Consider the following 15,260-nt stretch of genomic DNA (forward strand, 5'->3'; position numbering starts at 1 on the left):
AAACCTATCACGTGTCCGTAAGCGGGCGGCGTGCGTCCTGAAAGGCCCAGCGAAGGGTTTTGGCAACGCTTCTCGCACTGGCTCGAACGAGAGGACGCAGCCCAGGCGCAACATGGAGATGATGTAAGGCCTTGGCCCACGCTGGCATCAGATCTACGGCCGCTGTCATTATAAGATGATGCGCGGGCTGGGCGGACAACGAGGCGGGCCGTTGCGTAAACAGAAGCTCGGTCACGGTTCGGGTTCTGGTCGACACGCGCAATTCGGGAAGAAAGCGCGTAATCAACAGCTCCGCTTCGGCGCGTGTCTGGGGCACGGGGTGGGCGCCCAGGCGTTTAGCGATAAGCCCGGCCTCCCGCACATATTGGTCCTGATCAGAGACGCTCATGTAAGGCTCTGCGTAGGCAATCCACGCGTCGAGAAAGCCGAGCGTTTCGCAAACATGCACCCATGCGAGCAGCCACGGATCATCAGCCCGGTAAGGCTGACCGTCCTCCATAACCCCCTGAACCTGCCTATGGATGGCCCGGACTCTGTCAATGGCCCCGTCGGCTTGCTCTCGTTCGGCAAAGGTGGTGACAGCGATAAAGCGCGCCGTCCGCCGCAGACGCCCGCTCATGTCCTCTCGGAATTGACTGTGATCCCAAACCCCTGCGAGGGCCGCCGGGTGCAGCATCTGTACAAGCAGCGCCGTTACGCCCCCGATCATCATGGTGGTCACGTCCGAATGCACCCGCCAGATTACCGAGTCTGGTTGAAACAACGCATGGTTAGACCGGACGACAGGGGTTTCGCCCTTTGCGGGGTCATTAAAGACGGCCCGAACGCGAGACACGAGCACATCTTTTAAGGGGCTTGTCAAAGACCGTTTGGCAATCATAACACTCCCCCATGGGGCCGAGCTTTTTAGGCCGCGTCCGTCGTTTGGCGTCTTATGTAGCTATACGCCCATTCGTCCTGTTTCGAGCACTGAACTCTTACTCAGGCAAGATTTGCGTGCAGCAACGCTTATCATCCCGCCTCACGGTAGGGAATGACCTGCCTTCCAAACTCACTTTTCCAATCCCCCCAGTCCATTTTTCTTGCCCCGGCGGCCACAAGTCGCCCGCCGGGCCATGGGTGCCGGCAAAATGCGCGCATATTCAGGGTAGGGACCTGTCAGGGGGGTTGCCTTGCCGCCGCGGATGCCGTCACGTAAAAAGCGATAAGCCAAGAAGGGGAGGTTACACCGTGCCATCCAGATTCGCGTCCTTCATCATCGCCGCCGCGTTTCTCGCAACGCCTCCAGCGGCGATGGCCCTGCAGCAGGCCTCAGCCTTGGCACCCAAAATGACGGAGGTCCCCCTTTACGGTGACGCCCCCATTCCAAATTCGAAACCTGTGGCAGACACCGAAACAGGCGCGCAAAAGGGCTGGATACAGAATGTGTCGCGGCCCGCGCTTCAAATCTATCTGCCGTCACCGGCTAAAGCGACGGGCACCAGCGTCCTCATAATCCCTGGTGGCGGCTATGCGGGCCTGACCTTCGACTACGAAGGCGTTCAGCAGGCGCACTACTTCATCGATCATGGCATCGCTGCCTTTGTCCTGAAGTACCGTCTGCCGAGTGATGCGACGATGGAGGATAAATCGATCGGGCCTCTGCAGGACGCGCAGCAGGGTCTGCGGTACATCAGGCTAAACGCCAGCAGCTGGAACCTCGACCCGGCGCGCGTCGGGGTGGTTGGCTTTTCGGCAGGCGGCCACCTCGCGTCGACACTGGCAACCCATTTTCAGAAGGCTTATGCCCCGAACCCTGAGAACGTAAATCTCCGTCCAGACTTTCAGGTGCTCGTCTATCCGGTTATCAGTATGGATGCCAAGATCACCCACATGGGCTCAAGGACCGCGCTCCTCGGTGCATCACCATCAGATGCTCAGATCGAGGCGTTTTCAAGCGATCGAAACGTAACGACCGCCACACCGCCCGCTTTGATTCTTCACGCCGCTGACGACCAACTGGTGGATCTCGACAATAGCCTGGCTTATCTCGAATCCCTTCGGCATGCGGGCGTCCCTGTTGAGGCGCGGATCTTCAGTAAGGGGCAACATGGCTTTCCTTTGTTGCCCCGCAGTACCTGGCAGGGTGCCATAATGGACTGGATCACCGCGAACGGCTGGCTCAGTCCGCGTAAACCGTAAGGCTCCCGAAAAGCACAATCACGGCTGACCGCTGCCTTAGGCGAACACGACGCTTATGACCTTATAGCCCCTTTTTTTGGCGGGTTCAGTGGAACCTGATACTCATCTTGATGCCGTAGAGAGGACACTCGCCCTAAGAAGGGCCCTGTTCAAACCTAACGTCTGACCCTATCTTTGTGTCTATATGGCCGTAAAAACCACCCTCAATGCGACGAACCTTGCCGGGATGCTATGTCCTTGCTGCGCGATCTGGCGGTCGTTCTTGTCGAGGATGAGCCAGATGCAAAATGTTCTTCGCCGATATGGGTTCGCTCGACTTGAAACGTAGCATGGCTGATGGCATGACGACTGGCGACCTCGTGGGCCAAGGCGAGAATGGTGTCGTCGTTCGGTCGGTCATCGACCAGAAGGTGGGCAGTCAGGCTGTTCTGACCCGTCGTCACACTCCAGATATGCAGGTCATGCACGTCGCGCACGCCATTGATGGCCGCAAGTTCAGTCTGAACTCTTTGCAGATCGACGCCTGCGGGAACGCCTTCGAGCAGAACATGGAGACTTTCTGACAAAAGACGCCATGTGCGGGGCACGACCCATAACCCGATCAACACCGCCAGAATCGGATCGATCTGGGGGATTTTAGTGATGTAGATCAATACGGCGGCGATGATGACGCCGATTGAGCCGAGCATATCTGCCAGCACCTCAAGATAGGCGCCCTTCATGTTCAGGCTTTCGTCGCTACCGCCTTGGAGCACCTTCATGGCAAGCACATTGACGATCAACCCGAGGACCGCGACGACCAGCATCCCGGTCGTCTGGATTTCCGGCGGTGTATGAAATCTCTGCCAGCCTTCGTACAGGATGTAGATGGCCGCGGCGAAAAGGGCCAGCGCGTTGAAGACGGAGGCAAGCACCTCGAACCGGCGATAGCCGAAGGTACGTTTGCTGTCGGCGGCACGCTTTCCGATCTGAATCGCGATATAGGCGATGATGAGGGCCGCGACGTCGGTCAACATGTGTGTCGCATCCGACAGGAGTGCCAGGCTGTCGAACAGTACCCCGCCGATAATTTCGGCAATCAGGAAAGTCCCGGTCAGGGCTATAGCGATCAGCAGGCGTCTTTCGTTGGTCACACCCGCCGCGTGGTTATGCTTGTGACCGTCGTCATTGGAGTGTTTACCGTGATCGTGGGACATAAGAGCCTCCCGAAAATGACGGGCGCAGCCACAGGCCGCGCCCGTCGGGCTTAATTAAGACCGGCTTTCCGCTTTGATTTCAGTCTTCGAAGCGCGTCGACCGTGGACGATGCGATAGAGTGCTGGCAGGACCAGTAGCGTAAGGATCGTCGAAGATACGATCCCCCCTATCACAACGGTCGCCAGTGGCCGCTGCACCTCGGACCCTGCGCCCACATTGAAGGCCATCGGTACGAAACCGAGCGACGCCACCAGTGCCGTCATCAGTACGGGGCGCAGGCGCGTCAAAGCCCCCTCGATAATGGCGTCATCGAGCAGTTTGCCATCCTCTCTGAGCGACTTGATAAAAGTCAGCATGACCACGCCATTGAGCACCGCCACACCGGAGAGGGCAATAAAGCCGACCCCTGCGGATATTGACAGAGGAATATCACGCAGAGCCAGCGCCACGACACCGCCGGTGAGGGCTAGCGGCACCCCGGAGAAGACAATGAGGGCATCTTCCATCGTGCTGAACAGCATGAATAGCAGACCGACTATCAGGATCAGGGCAATCGGCACTACGATCTGAAGTCGTTGTGCTGCCGAGGTCAGTTGTTCGAAGGTGCCGCCGTAGGTGATCCAGTAGCCTTCCCGCATCTTGACCTGTGTCGATACCTTTTCCCTGACGGTCGTCACGAAGGTGCCGAGGTCTGCCCCGCGCACATTGGCCGTGACCACGACGCGGCGCTTGCCTTCTTCCCGGCTGATCTGGTTAGGCCCGTTGATCATCTCGATGCGCGCAATATCGGCCAGCGGAATATAGCTGGCGCCTGTCAGACCGTCGGCTAAGTCACCGCCAGCGCTGACGGGCACACGCAGGCGTCCGATCTCGGCGAGATTTGCCCGACGATCCTCCGGGAGACGGACGATGACATCAAAGCGGCGGTCGCCCACGAATATCTGTCCCGCTTTCGTGCCGCCCAAAGCCGTCGCGACCACGTCTTGTACCTCGGCGACGCTTAACCCCAGACGTGCCATGGCGGCGCGATCGGGCGAGATCTGGAGCATGGGCAGGCCTGAGACCTGTTCCACACGCACATCTTTGGCGCCGGGAATAGCGGACATGACGCGCTGAATGTCGTTGCCCGTTCTTAGCAACTGATCGAGATCGTCGCCGAAGATTTTCACCGCCACGTCCGAGCGCACCCCGGAGATAAGCTCGTTGAAGCGCATCTGAATCGGCTGCGTGAACTCGTAATTATTGCCGGGGATTTCTTCGACAGCTTTCTGCATACGTTCGACAAGGTCATTCTTGGGTTCTTTTGGATTTGGCCAGTCCTTGCGATCCTTGAGAATGACAAAGGTGTCGGCGACGCTGGGTGGCATGGGGTCGGTCGCTACCTCCGCCGTACCGATCTTGGCGAAGACCCGCTCGACTTCCGGGAATGTTTTCAGGCGCGCCTCGACGGCAGCCTGCATGTGTACGGACTGGGTCAGACTGGTTCCGGGGATACGCATGGCGTGAAGCGCCACATCGCCCTCATCCAGTTGCGGGATGAACTCCGCGCCCAGACGGGTGGCGAGGAAGCCGGATGCGAGGGCCAGAATGACGGCGCCGGCCACAACCGCGTAACGGGCCTTGATCGACAGACGAAGGACCGGTTCGTAAAACCGGCGTGCCCCGCGCATGACGAAGCTTTCCTCCTCCTGCACCTTGCCCCTGACGAACATGGCGACGGCCGCCGGAACGAAGGTGAGGGACAAGATCAGTGCCGCCCCAAGCGCTATCACGACCGTCGCCGCCATCGGGTGGAACATCTTCCCTTCGACGCCCGACAGAGCGAAGATCGGGAAGTAAACGATGGTGATGATCAGGACACCGAACAGTGAGGGCTTGATGACCTCGGCCGACGCTTTCGAGGCCAGATCGAAGCGTTCGTCGCGCGTCAAAAGACGCCCGTGGTTATGCTGCGCCTCGGCAAACCGCCGCAGGCAGTTTTCCATGATGATCACGGCCCCATCGACGATCAGACCGAAGTCGAGCGCCCCCAGCGACATCAGGTTTCCCGAGACCTTGTTTTCAACCATGCCCGTGATCGTCATCAGCATGGCGACCGGAATTACCAACGCCGTGATAATCGCAGCACGGATATTGCCGAGCAGCAGGAATAGGATGACGATGACAAGCAGAGCCCCTTCGGCGAGGTTCTTTTCGATCGTGTGGATCGTCCGCTCAACCAGTGTCGTGCGATCATAGACCGACACCGCCGAGATGCCTTCCGGCAGGGATTTGCTCGCCTGTGCCAGTTTAGCCGAGACCGCATTCGCCACGGTGCGGGAGTTTTCGCCGATCAGCATATTGACGGTCCCGATCACGACCTCCTTGCCATTCTGGGTCGCCGCTCCGGTGCGCAGTTCCTCACCGAGGATGACGTCTGCCACATCGGCAATGCGGATCGGTACACCCATGCGGGTCGCGACGACGATCTGCGACAGGTCGCTGATATTATTGACCTGCCCCGGCACGCGGACGAGGAACTGTTCACCGCTTTTCTCGACGTAACCCGCGCCGCGATTGCCGTTGTTGCGTTCCAGCGCTTGGATGACATCCGCCATGGTCATCGCGTAGGCGGACAAACGCTCAGGATATGGCGTCACGTGATACTGGCGCTCGAACCCGCCAATGGTGTTGACCTCCGTCACGCCCGGTGTGTTGCGCAGTTGCGGACGGATCACCCAATCCTGAAGCGTGCGCAGGTCTTCCGGCGTGTAAGCCGATCCATCCGCCTTGCGAGCATCAGGCTTCGCTTCGACCGTGTACATGAAGATTTCACCGAGACCGGTCGAGATCGGCCCGAGTTGCGGTTCAGAACCGGCCGGAAGCTGGCTTCTAACCGACTGCACCCGCTCGTTGACAAGCTGGCGTGCAAAATAGATATCGGTGCCTTCCTTGAAGACGACAGTGACCTGAGACAGCCCATAGCGAGAGATCGAACGGGTGTAGTCGAGACCCGGCAATCCGGCGATAGCGGTCTCGACCGGGAACGTGATGCGTTGTTCGGCCTCCAGAGGTGAATAGCCGGGGGCTTCGGTATTAATCTGAACCTGAACATTGGTTATGTCGGGCACGGCATCGATGGGCAGTCGGGTGAAATTGTAAACGCCGAGAGCCGACAAGGCCAGAACGACGATCATGACGATCCAGCGGTGCCGGATCGATTGCGCGATGATTTTTTCAAGCATGACCGGCCTCAGTGCTCATGCTCGGCGCCGGACTTTTCGATGTCCGCGCGGATGAGGAAGGCACCTTTGGTGACATAGGTTTCACCCGGCTGAAGGCCATCGATGATTTCCGCGGACAAGGTCGACTGACGTCCAAGTTGCACGGCTCTGGGGTTATAGGTCGTGCCCGTCTTTACGAATACGACCTGGCGCCCTTCAAAGGTTTGCAGGGCATCGGTCGGGACGACGATATTCGCCGGGGATTGCGCGGTCACGAACTGGCCTTCAATGGCCATGCCGGGACGCAGGTCCATGGCCGCTGATGTCGGTAGTTTGACAATCGCGGTAATGGTCTGAGTGCGCGGATCGACCGCCGGCAGAAGCGAACTGACTCTGGCCGTTATGACCTTGCCGCTCAGCGTTTTGATGCTGACGGCCTGACCGGCTCTGATAGTCTCGGCATCTCGTGGGAACAGATAGAAGGCGGCTTGCAGCGTATTCGGGCTGGCGATCACATAGATGGCGCGCTCGACGGCAATGTCACCCACATTGGCGTTCTTCTCGACGATCGTACCTGAAATACCGGCAGGGATCGAATAGGTTTGCAGACTCTCGCTCGACTCGACGCGTGCGAGGACCTGCCCTTTAGATACCTGCTGACCCAGTTGCGCGTTGAGCGACATGATGCGACCCGGATACCAGGCGCGCACCTCGCCCTTGCCTTCCGGGGCGATCTCGACGCGACCGGCTATGTCAACCGTCTGGTCGATTTGGCCCGGCCCAGCCGTGCCGACTTCGACACCGCCTTCGCGCGCGGCTTCATCACTAAGAATCGCGCTTTCGGCACCTTCGCCACCGTCTTCGTGGCCGTGCTCGCCGTCGGTGTGTTCGGCTTCAACAGCGGGCTTTTCGGTTTCAGCGGCGCCTTTGGGGTTTTCACCACAGGCGGACAACATCGCCATCACGCCAACACCCGCCAGTAACCAAAGGCGGCTTCGGGTTAAGATTACAAAGTTCATTTTCATATCCTTCAGGCGCAGCCCATCCGTGACGGCGCGCCGTTAAATTCAGTTTTGAGCGGCGGTCTGGATCAGCGGTGCCCACTGACCCGAAAGGCGATCCCGCGCGGCTTTTTCGATGTGGAATTGCTTCAGGATCTCGACGCGGCGTGCTCTAGCGTTGATCAGCGTTTCCTGTGCGCCGATGACATCGCGGTAAGTGAATCCTCCGCGTGCGAAGCCCTCCCGAACCTGCGCTACGGCCTTCTCCGCCATCGGGATGACCTCGGTCTCGATGCGCCGCGCTTCCTCCGCGAGATTTGTCATGCGGATCGTTGCCGCGGCGATGTCGCGTTGCCGGATACGCTCGGCGACTTCAAGGTCGGCTGCCGCCGCCTCGGCATCGGCGCGCGTACGCTCGATATTGCCCTGGTTGGTGTCGAAGCGGTTAAGCGGTATTGAGCCCCCGACCAAAAACGCCACGGAACCATCATCCCGGAAATGGCGGATACCGGCAGATAAGGTTGGGTCCTGCACCCTGCGTGTCGTTTCGACCCTGACTTGCGCGGTTGACAGACGCTGCCGCGCTCGCAGCACCTCCAGGTCAGGGGTGTCAAGCAGGTTCGGTGTTGCCGAAACCGCGCTGGTATTTTGCAGCACAGTAGGATCGAGCGTGAAATCGGCTCCTCCACCCCACAGCGCCGCGAGTTGCAGCTTGAGCTGCCGCGCTTTCGCCCTCGCCTGATCAAGGGCAATGCGGGCATTGGCGACATCCGTATTCGCCAGTGATCCGGCAAACAACGGATCGCGTGCAGCCCTGACGCGTCGGCTAATTTCTGCTTGCGACTGCTCGGCAAGGTTCAGGCGTTCCTGTGCCACGCCGATTTCGGCCTCGGCAGCGACCGCCTCGACCCAAAGCGACTGCGCCGTGTTCATCGCGTCCCAGGTTCGGGCCCGTCCCTGAGCCAGAACAAGGTCGCGTTCCGCCGATGCAACGCCGACACGCGCCTGACGCTTGGACTTGCGCTCCAGCGGCTGCTCGTAGCTCAGGGTGAATTCCGCTGAATTGAGGCCGCTATACGGGTTGGAGCCGAGGAAATTTTCAGCCTCGATCCCGAGGCTGGGGTTGGGCCGAACACCCGCCTGTCGAATATTGGCGTCGGCAGCCGTCAGGCGGCGCTGCGTCGCCGTGGAAGTCGGATCCGCTGATACCGTGCGGTTCAGGGCTTCGGTCAGGGATAAGGGGGCTGATTGGGCATTCGCCCATAGCGGTGCAGCCAGCACAAGGCTGGAGGCGATCGCACTCACCAATGCGAGCCATCGCCAGGCGCGGGGTCCGCGCAAGGAAGAGGAAGTCATGAAGATATCTCGTGGAAGGATTCAGACGAGCGGCGCAAAGCGCGGATCAGGCGTCAACGAAATCCATTCACACGCGCGGAGGCTGAAAAGGCAGATCGGCCCAAAGGTCCGCCAGAGGCGAAGCCTGCGCGGGCACGAATTTAACCTGTGTCAAAGCCAGACTAATCGAGTCATTTTGCGATCTTACCGCCAGGCCTTGAGGCACTTCACTCGAATTGTGGTGATGGTGGTGGATCGTGACCAGATCGTTAGTTGAGGTTTCACCGGTTCCCAAATGACCAACGCATTGCCCGTCTTTATCGGAACAAGTCGCCGCCCATCCACCATCAGCAAGTTGCTGATCGCCGGCAACCTGATGTTCAAGAATTTGCAAGGCCGAATGCCCCAATTCAAAACCAGCCATCACGACCGCCACCATGCACAGGATGGCGCTGAACGCGACTAAGCGGGAGATCAAGGTGCGTGGAACGGACTGCATTTGAGCCGGGTGCTTGAGGGAGCGCAAGTTATACTGAAAAGACGAACTGCTGAGAAGGCGTTATCTTGTACGACCCCGCTCGGAGATCATATCTACCGGGCATGTACCGCAATTTGGTGCGCCTTTAATGTTCAGAGGCCAAGTACCTGACGGCCATCCGCTCTGTTCGCGATGTTGAGGCGCGGACGGCCGTGCTTGTGGGTTCAGGAGCGCAGGTCGGCGAACGGCTGTCTTAAGGCAGCGCTCTAAAATCGACGCTTGTTAGAGGCGGCTCAAATCTCAGCGCCTTGATCACCATCTGAGTGTTCTAATATGCACGCGACACCGTCAGCCACAATACTGGAGGCGTGGGCGGCGTCCGCTGTGAGCCGAGCCGAAGCGTAAACGGATTGCCATAAGCCAGCGTGTTGGCATCCGGAGGGGAATGGAACTGCGCCCTTGCCCCGAAACTCCAGTCTTGCCGTTGATAGGTGGCGGACAGATTGACGGTCACATAATCTCCCATGACCGCTTCTGACTCTTGGCCAAAATTCAGATGGGATCGCCCCTGATAGGTCAAACCGGCCTCATGGGTCCACGCGCCGCGCGTGGTGCTCATGCTCTTTCGAACCGACAGGTGCAGATTTGTCCTCGCAATATTGGGCAGTGTCGCATCTTCTTCGCTGACAAAACCCGCGTCCGGACTGGTGAGTTTAGAGGCGTTGATCAGCCACGCACCGTGCAGGCTCCACTGATCGGGCAACTGCCAGTCGGCTTCGGCTTCAAAGCCGCGATTGACGCCGCTGCCAATGTTAACGGTCACGGGCAGCCCAGACGCCTGAAACTGATCACTCTGGATATTGTCCCAGTGGACGTTGAAGAGGCTGTGATTGAGCAGGAGCCTCCCCTCGTCGAGCCGTGTCTTCAGTCCGACTTCAAGACTGTTTAATTCATCCCCCCGGTAACGCGGCGGCAGTGGGTCGTTGGCCTTCAATGCACTGGTATTGTAGCCGCCGCCGCGATAGCCCTCCGCCGCCTGTACATAGGCCATGAACTCCGCCGTAGGTTGGTAGCGCAATACGATCTTGTGCGCCAGATGTCTGTCGCTGGCCTGTCGTTCGATACCCATCTCATCCGGCGTTTGCACGGCATAGCTGCGGTTGATTTGGCTTCGCACATCGTGGCGGTAGTAGGCATAGCGGGCGCCGACGGTCAGGGTCCAACTCGGTCTCAGTGTCACGGAGACCTCGCCAAAGGCCGCGAGGTCGGCGTATTCGTCCTTCCGCCGCTCGGAATAGAGGGTACGATTATCCGCCGTCGTGGTCAGAACGGGGCGAAAAATCTCTGATCCTGAGGTGGCATAAAGGCCCGCGAGCCAGCGCAGCGGCTGGTCAGACGGAGATACCCACACCCCCTCGGCCGTGGTCAGCTCAACGGCCTGAGCCTCTCTGCACACGAGTACGCCATCCGGACGGGTCAGGCTGAGGTCCTGGGCTGTTAATTTTCGCCGAGAATTGACCCAGGATTTTCACTGAGAATTGACCCGCTAAAAGGTATAATGGTGCGGGGTTTCAGTGCGTCAAGACATAGTTTTCTCCCTCTTGGTTTTGGCGGTTGCGGAACAGAAAGAGTAAAGCGGTTTTCGGTGGCAGGTGTCTCCGTTCTTCACCGAACTATCTGACCGGCACCCGCTTCGCCGGCTCGATATGCCAGCGGCGCTGAGCCGGGGTGGCACCGTCCACACCGTTGACGCGGCGAAGCGTGTAGCTTCGCTTGAAGCGCTGATGCTCGCCGGTCTTTAGCACGGCATCGATGGTGACCGGCACGCTCTGAAACACCGACCCGGCTCCGGCATCGCCCTCGGGCAGTTCCCCAATCGTCACCCTAGTGGACTTCGTCTCTGCAAAGCCTGCGCTGAACCGCGGTAAGGACTGGTTGGGTGGACCGCCCTCGCCCCATTGCGACCAGGCGGTGCCGTAATCATTCGCATTGATGGCCGAATGATAGAAGCGGACGACCGCCGCTGCCGCTTGCGGTTGCGACTTCCCGGGTGAAGGCGAAAACGCTGTGGGTACCTTGCTGGCTCAGTCTGCCTAGGACCCGCGATCTGCAACGTCTTTGGGTCAATGATATGCGCGGACTGAAAAATCGGCGCGATCGGGTCCAAAGATAGACAGGCCCCTACATTATATTATAAATCGGCGCCTCGCGTATCGAGGTGAAGGCTTGAGCCGTAACACCACCACAAGACCGGAGAATAGTCATATCGACACAACAGCGGCGGCTGCCCTTCGCGGCGGCCATGTGCTGCGACCCTCCGTGCCTCCGTTTTCAGGATCGTCTATGAAGTCCCTGCTCGTCTGTCTGTCTCTCTCCGTTCTGTGCGTTGCCCCGGCTATGGCCGAGGCCCCGGCCCCTCTGTCGTCCGAATTGCGCGCCGCCCTGGCGCGGACGCCGAATACGAAAAAGGCGCGCAATATCATCCTCTTCATCGGGGATGGCATGGGTATCAACTCCGTCACAGCCGGGCGGATACTGGCCGGTCAGACGCGCGGCGTGGACGGGGCCTCGTATCGCCTGACCTTTGAGGGCCTGCCCTATACGGGCCTGTCGAAGACCTATTCGGCCGACAAGTTCGTCACCGACTCCGCCAACGGGATTTCGGCCATCACCACAGGGGTCAAGACGATCAATGCCGCCATCGGCGTCGATGCGACCGTCAGAAGCGATGACTGCGCCTCGTCTCTGAAGGGCCGCATCCCGACCATTGCCGAAACCCTGAAAGCGCAGGGCAAGGCCACAGGTATTGTCACCACGGCCGGCTTGACCGACGCCACACCGGCCGGAGCCTACGGCCACGTGCCGTCGCGCGGCTGGCGCTCAGATGCTGAACTGCCCGCCGCAGCGAAACAGGCCGGGTGCATCGACCTCGCCCGCCAGATGATCGAAGCGCCGAAGGCCATGCGCCTTGATGTGGCACTGGGCGGTGACCGCGCGCGGTTTGTGACAACGGCGCAGGGCGGCAAGCGTCAGGACCGTGACCTCACGGCCGACTGGCGCAGCCTGCCGGGCGCGGTACTCGTCAGCGACAAGGCGGGCCTGAACGCCGTGGATCCCAAAACGACGAAGACTTTGCTCGGCCTGTTTGCCGATGGCGACCTGCCTTCGGTCGTCGATCACAAGGATCAGGGGCCGACGCCCACTCTCGAAGAGATGACCCGTACCGCCATCTCGGTCCTGTCACAGAATAAGGACGGCTTCTTCCTGCTGGTCGAGTCCGCTTCCATCGACAAATGGCACCACGAAAACAACGCGTATCGCGCCCTGACCGACGTCGATGAACTGGACAAGGCGGTGAAGGCGGCGCTCGCCATGACCGACGCGGCTGACACCCTGATTATCGTCACCGCCGACCATAGTCACGGCCTGACGCTCAATGCCGGATCGACGCGCAACGAGCCTATTCTGGGGCTGGCGCGCAAGAATGGCGTCAATGAGCCGGACAAGACCGGCCAGCCGCGTCTGAGCCTCAGCTATGCCACCGGCCCCGGCGCGCGCCCCGCAGGCAGCCCGCCGCTGACGGAAGAGGAGGCACTATCGCCCGACTTCCATCAGACTGCCTTAACGCCAATGTCGAGCGCCCAGCACGCCGGCGAGGACGTGCCCGTCTATGCCTCCGGTCCGTTTGCGCACCTTCTGACCGGGACGGTGGAATCAACCTTCCTGTATGAAGTGATGCGCTACGCGGCCTCCCGGCGTTAGACCGGAGCCCAAACCAACAGAGCGGAATGACGATGTCATCAACCGTCATTCCGCTCTTACGCGTCACTGTGGGTTCAGATCGGACGATCCGGGTGCGCCGGGTGCGGTTCTGCGCCTTCAGCGTTCAGACTGCGCAGCAATAAACCGCGAAAGCCCTCCCGGAACTGCGCCAGGGCGTGGCTGATGGTCAGAAGTTCCGCCTCACTGCTCACCCCGTGTCGCTCCTTCATGTCGCGGCACTGATCATAAACGCCTGACAATTGCCGCGACATATCTGAAACGAGCTGTTCCAGCGTGGCCTGAGCTTCTGGCGGTAAGGAGGGCACATCATCGAGATAGACAATGCGTGACTGCGACTCATCGTTCGAAGTTTTAGACTTTTGGGTGCGCGGCTTCCTCATGACACACGCACCGTCGCCAGGAACTTGTCCATCTCGTGGTGCAGACGTTCAGCCTGAACCGCGAGTTCGGCGGAGGAGTTTTGCACCTGCACGGCGGCTTCACCGGTTTGTTCGGCGGCCTGCGCCACACCGGTGATGTTGGAAGTCACCTCCTGTGTGCCGACCGAGGCCTGATTGACCGCCTGAATAATCTCCTGCGTCGCGGCATTTTGCTGCTCGACCGCCGAGGCGATAGCCGTGCTGGAATGGTTCAGGCTCTGGATCGTGCCCGCAATATTGCGCATGGTTGTCGCCGCGCGCTCGGTGGCCTCCTGAATCTTGGCCACCTTTTCAGAGATGTCGGTCGTGGCTCTGGCGGTTTGCGAAGCCAGCGCCTTGACCTCAGCGGCGACGACGGCAAAGCCCTTACCCGCTTCACCGGCGCGTGCGGACTCGATGGTGGCGTTGAGCGCCAGAAGGTTGGTCTGGCTGGCGAGACCCGCGATCAGATCGACCACGCCACCGATGGAGGTGGCGGTTTCATTGAGTTCGCTGACCACGATCTGCGCTTCTTCGGCTTCGCGAACCGCTGTCGCGGCGACCGTTGCCGAGGTTTCGACCTGACGACCGATTTCACCGACCGAGGCCCCCAGTTCTTCGGTCGAGGCCGCCACTGAGGTGACATTGGCCCCGGCCTCTTCGGCGGCGGCGGAAACGGCGACGGACTGCGCGGAGGCCTCCTGCGCCGTGGCGCTCAGTTGCGCGGCAGCGGCCTGCATTTCAGTGGCCGCAGACGACACCAGAGTGACGATGCCGCCGACCGACTTTTCGAAATCATCCGCCAGCCCCAGCATGATCTGCTTGCGCTCCTGTTCGGTGCGCAGCTTCTGTGCGGCAGCGTCCGCTTCCAGTTCACGGGTGCGCACCGCATTGTCGCGGAAGATAACCAGACCCTTGGCAATATCACCGCATTCATCACCGCGGTTGGCACCGCTGATCTCCGTTTCAAGCTGACCATTGGCCAGTTTGCGCAACTCTTCAACCGAGCGGTTGAGCGGCACCGAAATACCGAAGTGGGACATCAGAAGACCCGCCGCGAGGCCTGAGATCACGCCCAAAGCCGCGACAATGATCATGACCATAGCGGCCTGACTGCCTTGCGCCTTTGCGGTTTCGGCCGTTTTGGAGCCGCGCGCATCAATACGATCCACATAGGCCTTGACGGCCGCTTGTAAGGTGTCGGCACGCTTTCGGTTTTCAGCGACCTGCCCGTTGATCGTGCGCTGGGCTTCGGACAGGTTCACATGGCTGCTGACAGAGCGGGCCATTTCATAGGTTTTATCAAGGCCCCGCATGTATTCGGTGTATTCCGCCTGAATATTGTCGAGTTGACGCTTTTCCTCGTCATCGGCGGTCTCATAGGCCTTTTTCAGGCGTTCCGCGAACTGCTGGCGATTGTTGTCGGCGATTTCAGACGCCGCCTGTATGGTCTGTAGGGAGGGATCGGCCGCAACGCGATACTCACCGCGGTTGAGTATTATGGCGTTCTGGTTCATGCGGGCACCCAGCGTTGCCGCAGAATTCACCTTATCTACCGTACCCAGATTTTCATTGAGGAAGTTAATTCTCGATATTCCGAACGCCGAGATAACGACGGTTATTAATCCCATCATGACGATGAGGATCAGCAATTTTGTACCGATACGCAAGTTTTGCATTTTTA

At 59.8% G+C, this 15,260-nt stretch carries 12 protein-coding genes; 2 read left to right on the forward strand and 10 right to left on the reverse strand.

The genetic code is table 11. The annotated features are described in order from the left end of the window. Positions 1–7: 7 nt before the first annotated feature. Complete coding sequence (locus AACH73_RS18025; protein WP_338736397.1) at positions 8–880, reverse strand: oxygenase MpaB family protein; 873 nt, start codon at positions 878–880, stop codon at positions 8–10. 350 nt (positions 881–1,230) lie between these two features. On the opposite strand from AACH73_RS18025, the gene AACH73_RS18030 reads away from it, so the two are divergent. After that, the gene (locus AACH73_RS18030) at positions 1,231–2,181 is read left to right on the forward strand and encodes an alpha/beta hydrolase (protein ID WP_338736398.1); all 951 of its coding nucleotides are present in this window, start codon (positions 1,231–1,233) and stop codon (positions 2,179–2,181) included. A gap of 203 nt (positions 2,182–2,384) precedes the next feature. On the opposite strand, the gene AACH73_RS18035 is transcribed toward AACH73_RS18030, so the two are convergent. The 7 genes from AACH73_RS18035 to AACH73_RS18065 form a co-directional block, all read right to left on the reverse strand. Next, positions 2,385–3,377, reverse strand: a complete 993-nt coding sequence (locus AACH73_RS18035; protein WP_338736399.1) for a cation diffusion facilitator family transporter — start codon at positions 3,375–3,377, stop codon at positions 2,385–2,387. Positions 3,378–3,431: 54 nt separating this feature from the next. Continuing rightward, positions 3,432–6,602 (reverse strand): CusA/CzcA family heavy metal efflux RND transporter, encoded by a 3,171-nt coding sequence (locus tag AACH73_RS18040; RefSeq protein ID WP_338736400.1) that lies wholly within the window; start codon positions 6,600–6,602, stop codon positions 3,432–3,434. Positions 6,603–6,610: 8 nt separating this feature from the next. Then, the gene (locus AACH73_RS18045; protein ID WP_338736401.1) at positions 6,611–7,543 is read right to left on the reverse strand and encodes an HlyD family efflux transporter periplasmic adaptor subunit; all 933 of its coding nucleotides are present in this window, start codon (positions 7,541–7,543) and stop codon (positions 6,611–6,613) included. A 105-nt stretch (positions 7,544–7,648) separates the two neighbouring features. Next, positions 7,649–8,938, reverse strand: a complete 1,290-nt coding sequence (locus tag AACH73_RS18050) for a TolC family protein (RefSeq protein WP_338736402.1) — start codon at positions 8,936–8,938, stop codon at positions 7,649–7,651. 67 nt (positions 8,939–9,005) lie between these two features. Then, positions 9,006–9,416, reverse strand: coding sequence for a hypothetical protein (locus tag AACH73_RS18055; protein ID WP_338736403.1), 411 nt, complete (start codon positions 9,414–9,416; stop codon positions 9,006–9,008). 307 nt (positions 9,417–9,723) lie between these two features. Then, entirely contained in the window at positions 9,724–10,851 is a 1,128-nt protein-coding gene (locus AACH73_RS18060; RefSeq protein WP_338736404.1) for a TonB-dependent receptor, read from the reverse strand. 217 nt (positions 10,852–11,068) lie between these two features. After that, positions 11,069–11,278, reverse strand: a complete 210-nt coding sequence (locus AACH73_RS18065) for a hypothetical protein (protein WP_338736405.1) — start codon at positions 11,276–11,278, stop codon at positions 11,069–11,071. 460 nt (positions 11,279–11,738) lie between these two features. On the opposite strand from AACH73_RS18065, the gene AACH73_RS18070 reads away from it, so the two are divergent. Then, positions 11,739–13,157, forward strand: coding sequence for an alkaline phosphatase (locus AACH73_RS18070; RefSeq protein ID WP_338736406.1), 1,419 nt, complete (start codon positions 11,739–11,741; stop codon positions 13,155–13,157). Positions 13,158–13,231: 74 nt separating this feature from the next. Here AACH73_RS18070 and AACH73_RS18075 read toward each other — a convergent pair whose 3' ends face one another. Both AACH73_RS18075 and AACH73_RS18080 read right to left on the reverse strand, forming a co-directional pair. Beyond that, complete coding sequence (locus AACH73_RS18075; RefSeq protein ID WP_338736407.1) at positions 13,232–13,558, reverse strand: hypothetical protein; 327 nt, start codon at positions 13,556–13,558, stop codon at positions 13,232–13,234. After that, a complete protein-coding gene (locus AACH73_RS18080; RefSeq protein WP_338736408.1) occupies positions 13,555–15,255 on the reverse strand; it encodes a methyl-accepting chemotaxis protein in 1,701 nt (566 codons plus the stop codon). The genes AACH73_RS18075 and AACH73_RS18080 overlap by 4 nt, the downstream gene beginning before the upstream one ends. Between the last annotated feature and the right edge of the window lie 5 nt (positions 15,256–15,260).

Origin of the sequence: Asticcacaulis sp. DW145 (assembly GCF_037101385.1) — a bacterium.
Classification (GTDB): domain Bacteria; phylum Pseudomonadota; class Alphaproteobacteria; order Caulobacterales; family Caulobacteraceae; genus Asticcacaulis; species Asticcacaulis currens.